This window comes from Boseongicola sp., from assembly GCF_057460485.1.
Map to the genome: position 1 here is coordinate 1 of NZ_JBVCWP010000311.1, position 4254 is coordinate 4254.

General features: G+C 54.6%; 4 protein-coding genes and 1 pseudogene. 1 reads left to right on the forward strand and 4 read right to left on the reverse strand.

The features are described from left to right. The 3 genes and pseudogenes from AC221Y_RS20975 to AC221Y_RS20985 all read right to left on the reverse strand — a co-directional run. Positions 1–130, reverse strand: a pseudogene (locus AC221Y_RS20975) (VIT1/CCC1 transporter family protein); the annotation flags it as partial. Between the two features lie 24 nt (positions 131–154). After that, positions 155–937, reverse strand: a complete 783-nt coding sequence (locus tag AC221Y_RS20980) for a ZIP family metal transporter (RefSeq protein WP_299748853.1) — start codon at positions 935–937, stop codon at positions 155–157. A 180-nt stretch (positions 938–1117) separates the two neighbouring features. Beyond that, positions 1118–1828 (reverse strand): hypothetical protein, encoded by a 711-nt coding sequence (locus tag AC221Y_RS20985; RefSeq protein WP_299748856.1) that lies wholly within the window; start codon positions 1826–1828, stop codon positions 1118–1120. Positions 1829–2475: 647 nt separating this feature from the next. Here AC221Y_RS20985 and AC221Y_RS20990 point away from each other — a divergent pair. After that, the gene (locus AC221Y_RS20990; protein ID WP_486708300.1) at positions 2476–2655 is read left to right on the forward strand and encodes a hypothetical protein; all 180 of its coding nucleotides are present in this window, start codon (positions 2476–2478) and stop codon (positions 2653–2655) included. Positions 2656–2912: 257 nt separating this feature from the next. Here AC221Y_RS20990 and AC221Y_RS20995 read toward each other — a convergent pair. Continuing rightward, a partial coding sequence (locus AC221Y_RS20995; protein WP_486708301.1) for an SLC13 family permease occupies positions 2913–4254 on the reverse strand: 1342 nt, incomplete at its 5' end.

Consider the following 4254-nt stretch of genomic DNA (forward strand, 5'->3'; position numbering starts at 1 on the left):
CTGCCGCAACCCCGACAATCAGCGAAGAAACGGATACAATACCGTCGTTTGCCCCGAGGACTGCCGCGCGAAGCCAGCCGCTACGATTGATATAGTGCGGCTTACCGGGATGCGCGCTGATGACGTTCATTGTGTGTTCCTTTCAAGGGAGGCTCTAACCTAGCCAAACATCGAGAAATAGCATAAGAACAAGTCCTATCGAGAGCCCAAAAGTCGCTTTGTTCTGGTGCCCGCTACGATGTGTTTCCGGAATAATTTCATGACTAATTACATAGAGCATGGCCCCCGCTGCGAACGCTAAGCCCCACGGCAGGAACGGCTCCGAGAACGCGATCAGCGCTGCTCCAATCGCACCGCCTATGGGTTCAACCAATCCAGTGAGCGCGGCAATACTCCAGGCGCGGGACCGACTGTAGCCTTCACCAACCAATGCCACAGCCACTGCAAGGCCTTCGGGAAGGTTCTGCAGTCCTATACCAATTGCAAGCGGCATGCCGCCCGTTAGCCCATGAGCGCCAAATCCAACTCCCACGGCCAAACCCTCAGGAAAGTTATGGATCGTAATCGCAATGATAAAGAGCCAGATTTTGCGAAGTGACGCTCCTTGCGGCCCTTCGCGTCCGGTGCTGAAATGCTCGTGGGGGAGTGTTTCGTTCAGCAAAGCGACAAGAGCCATCCCTGCAAGAATTCCGACAACGACAATCAAAGCGGGGATCACGCCCTCGCCAAACCTTATGCCCGCGGCCTCCAGAGCCGGGATAATCAGAGAGAAGAATGACGCGGACAGCATTACTCCGGCCGCAAACCCCAACAACATATCCCGGACACCCCGACTCGGTGCCTTTCCAAAGAGTGCGGGCAGGGCACCAATTGCCGTCATGAGACCGGCGATAAGGCTCCCAAGGAATCCGAGGGCTATTGGCGAAAGATTTTCCACGCAGCTTTCCTAGCGGATAATGGTCCCAAGTTGCCCGCTTTTGGCCTGAAGCAGGGGCTCAATGCGGCATAGTCGAATAATGGCTCTGCGGGCAAAACAGCCCTAGGATGGAAACTCGCAGCTGCCAGATGGGGCGGATTTCTGCCCCAATCCGCGTCAGCAGCGAGAGCCGGTAAGGATTTATCCAAACTTCAGAAACAGTTTGGAATATGGCACTTTAAGCGCTCCAATCGCCTCTAGAAGGGCGGCGTCATCGCCGGAGCGGGCAGCGTCGACGAACTGGTCAACAGATGTCTGCAGTCCCGCCGCAAGGGTTGCAAACTCTGGGCTTTCGAGCGCCGCGGCGGGCGGAGCCGAGAGAACGTCCGTGGCGAGGTATGCGAGCACAGCCGAATGCTCAAGCAAGGCTCGCTTAACCTCCACATCCATATTGGCCGTGTCGCTGCCAAGGATCACTTCCATCTCGGTGTGATAGGCATTCATTCGGTCGGAGAATGTCTCGACGTGGTTGCGTGCATGCAATGCTCCAAGCGCCTCCCGGATGCCCTCCAGCGTTTCATGCGCTGCGGGTAGATCACCGGCATCGGCCAGTGTTTTGGATCGGTCGAGAAGGTTCGTGACGTCTTCTATGGTTTGATCCCATAATGGATCAGCTTCGAACTGTGGCGGAGGGCTGGCACGGTATTGTGTCATAAGTCCGGTCCAGTTGTTCTCCAGTTGCTTGAGTGCCCCAACGGATTTGGCCGTGTCTCCTGTGTTTGTCGCAAAAAGCGCGGTGCGGTAGCTGAAATAGGCCACATTATAGGAATTTTCGAAGTCCACTACGGGACCGGCCACGACTGGGGCGACGGTGAGTGAAAGAACGAATGCTGTTGCAAGTAGGCGTTTCATCGATATTTCTCTTGATGGGTGTTGGATTCCCGTCGCTTCATACCTGAGTGGACTGATGACGCGCTGATATGGATCAACCCAACCCGCCATCCAAGGTGACCCGCATTCAGCAATCATCGGACCCGAGCGGGCAGATCGGCGCTGTCAGAGGACACCAACTTGAGGCGGGCAGGGCGGTGACCTCGCTTCGTGGGATGACAAAACGCATCCCATTTTGTTACTTCAAAACACGCCCCGAGATCATCCACCGTGCTGCAATGCACTAAGCGTGGTTTCCGCCTTAGCTTCGGAATGTGGAGGATCTGCTGCACGAGAGGGGCTTCAACGAACGCCGAAAATTGCCAGATTTGGGCTCTTCTCTGGTGGAACTGAACCGCTCATTTGCAGATTTTCAAAAGCGAACCGGACTGAAACGAAGAAAAAAATAGGCTTTTCACACAGCCTGCGAACAAAGCCATTATTCTTAGTAGTTGGATATCTCGATTTGGTTCGGGTCTCGATCACATAAATAGATTGAACATATTTTTTTCCACAGCATCTGTTCGATCGACAGGTCCTTTCTAAATTGTTATCGAAATTGTACCGGCACCATCGGCACGACCATGCTTTATGATAGCTCCTACATAATAATAAGGCAGACGACACCAATGACCGAACGCTACGAACGCCACCGCCAAGCTTGGACATATGATGAAATCCAAAAGCTGCATCTGCTGGCGACAAAGGGGATGAGTTTAAAGGCTATTGCCAAAGCTCTCGTGCGTTCTGAGGAGTCGACTAAGAATAGAGCAAAACAAGACAAACTGAAAATTCAAAAAATGCGCTAATTCCGCGCGCTCGGCTCATCATAAGAGCTTCTTTCTTCTCAATGTCCGGCTATTGATACCTTACGCCGACCTCAGTGCTCATTTTTGAACGTAATCTCTACGCTAACAACCGCATTGCGGTGCGGTTTCAATCGGTCGACGCAACACTTTAGTCTTTTTGGAAAGATGGAGTGTACCTCGGGAAGTATAGGCCAAAAACTGCTTCAGATTTGCCTACACCTTGCCATTCTGGGAGAAATCCTTCGAAAAATCGTCAATCATCCGAAAAAAATCGAAGCCAGAACTGAACCCATGCCGACGGAAATCAGTATTCCTGCCAGATCAAGCGGCGCGCCTGCGCGAAGCATATCGACGCGCGTGACCGACGGACTTGCGAAGATTATCGCGTTGGGCGGCGTCGCAACCGGAAGCATGAACCCGATGGAGGCCGACAAAGCGACGGGCAACATGAAGGTCACTGGGTCGATATTCAGAGACGCCGCCACCGCGCCGGCAATCGGAAGAAAAATTGCCGCCATCGCCGTGTTGCTAGCCAGCTCGCCGATAAAGACGATGAGCGCAGCAAAGATCAGAAGCAACAAAAGTTCGGGCAGGTAATCAAGCGTCTCGATTTTCGCTCCGATCCATGCAGCGAGGCCAGTCTGATCGAGGATGCCCGCTAGTGCCAGCCCACCACCGAACAGGATAAGCACATCCCAGCGCAGCGTCAGGGCGCTTTGCCAGTCGAGCAAACGCTCACCATCGCCGCTGGGAATGAGAAAGAGGGCAACTGCGGCCAGCATAGCAATTCCAGCATCCGTGAGTGCGAGTGTTGGGAACACTGCCTCGAGCACCGGACGGAAAACCCACGCCAGAGCCGTCAGTCCGGCAATGAACCCCACGCGGCGTTCTGAAACACGCATCGTCTCGAGGCGTCCGCCAATCGGTATCTTTAGGTTTTCAGGCTGCAGTTGCGGTGTTAGCCGGGTGAGGACCAGCCACGCTACAACCAGCAAGATTATCGCCGTCGGCACGCCGACGGCTGCCCATTGAGCAAACCCAACCTCTATCCCATAGGCGGTACTTAGATGCGCAGCAAAGATTGCGTTTGGAGGCGTTCCAATTAACGAACCCATACCTCCGATCGTGGCGGCAAAGGCAACGCCAAGCATCAGGGCGGTGCCGAACTCAGGGCGCTCAGTCTGTGAGGCGGCTATCGCCGCAGCTATCGGGGCGACTACCATCGCGGACGCCGTATTGCTGATCCAGAGGCTTAGAAACGCCGTTGTTAGCATGATGGCAGCAAGAATGCGGTCGGGACGTTTCCCGGCGATACCGAGAAGCGTGAACGCTAGCCGCCGGTGCAGCCCTGATTTTTCTATCGCTTTCGCTAGTAGGAACCCACCGAGAAAAAGAATAATGAGCGGATGGCCAAATGAAACGGCAATCTCGCCGAAATCTGCGATCCCTAATAGGGGAGCCACGGCGAGTGGCAGGAGCGCTGTTGCGGCGAGCGGTAATGCTTCGGTCAACCACCAAAGCGCCATGGTGAGCGCAAGACCCGATGCCAGCCATGCTGCATCAGGGATCCCATTGGGAGTCGACAGAAAGATCGGCGCA

Coding starts and splice junctions, on each gene's coding strand:
- AC221Y_RS20985 (WP_299748856.1), bottom strand. CDS start 1,828: ATGAAACGCCTACTTGCAACAGCATTCGTTCTTTCACTCACCGTCGCC.
- AC221Y_RS20990 (WP_486708300.1), top strand. CDS start 2,476: ATGACCGAACGCTACGAACGCCACCGCCAAGCTTGGACATATGATGAA.